Source organism: Bradyrhizobium sp. P2_E8 (assembly GCF_056403875.1).
Map to the genome: position 1 here is coordinate 1 of NZ_JBFUES010001748.1, position 781 is coordinate 781.

General features: G+C 63.3%; 1 protein-coding gene. It reads left to right on the plus strand.

Translation table 11 applies throughout. The features are described 5' to 3' along the window. On the plus strand, positions 1-781 hold a 781-nt coding region (locus AC1D00_RS43660; RefSeq protein WP_477015003.1), incomplete at both ends, for a M23 family metallopeptidase.

Here is a 781-nt window from a genome sequence, read left to right on the forward strand (position 1 = left end):
GCCAACGCCAACAGCGACGACGATGACGATGACGACGGCACCGGCGTGCGGCTCTACCAGAGCATCTACGAGACCGCGATGCGCAACAAAGTGCCGATGCCGGTCATCGACGACATGATCAAGATCTACTCCTACGACGTCGATTTCCAGCGCAAGGTGCAGCCGGGCGATTCCTTCGACGTGTTCTATGCCGGCGAAGACGAGGGCGTGACGTCGAGCGAAAAGAACGACGTGCTGTTCGCTTCGCTCACGGTCGGCGGCGAGACCAAGAAATACTACCGCTACCAGAGCCCTGACGACGGCGTGGTCGATTACTACGACGAGAGCGGCAAGAGCGCGAAGAAGTTCCTGGTCAGGAAACCCGTCAACAACGCCATCATGCGCTCCGGCTTCGGCGGCCGCCGCCACCCGATCCTCGGCTACGTGAAGATGCACACCGGCGTCGACTGGGCCACCGCCTACGGCACGCCGATCTTCGCCTCCGGCAACGGCGTGATCGAGAAGGCCGGCCCCGAAGGCGGCTATGGCAAGTATATCCGCATCAAGCACAACAACGGCTACGAGACCGCCTACGGCCACATGTCGGCCTTCGCCAAGGGCATGGAGATCGGCAAGAAGGTGCGGCAGGGCCAGGTGATCGGCTTCGTCGGTTCGACCGGCGCGTCGACCGGACCGCACGTCCATTACGAAATCCTGGTCAACGGCCGCTTCGTCGATCCGCTGCGTGTGAAACTGCCGCGCGGCCGCTCGCTGGAAGGCCCGATGCTGGCCGGCTTCGAGA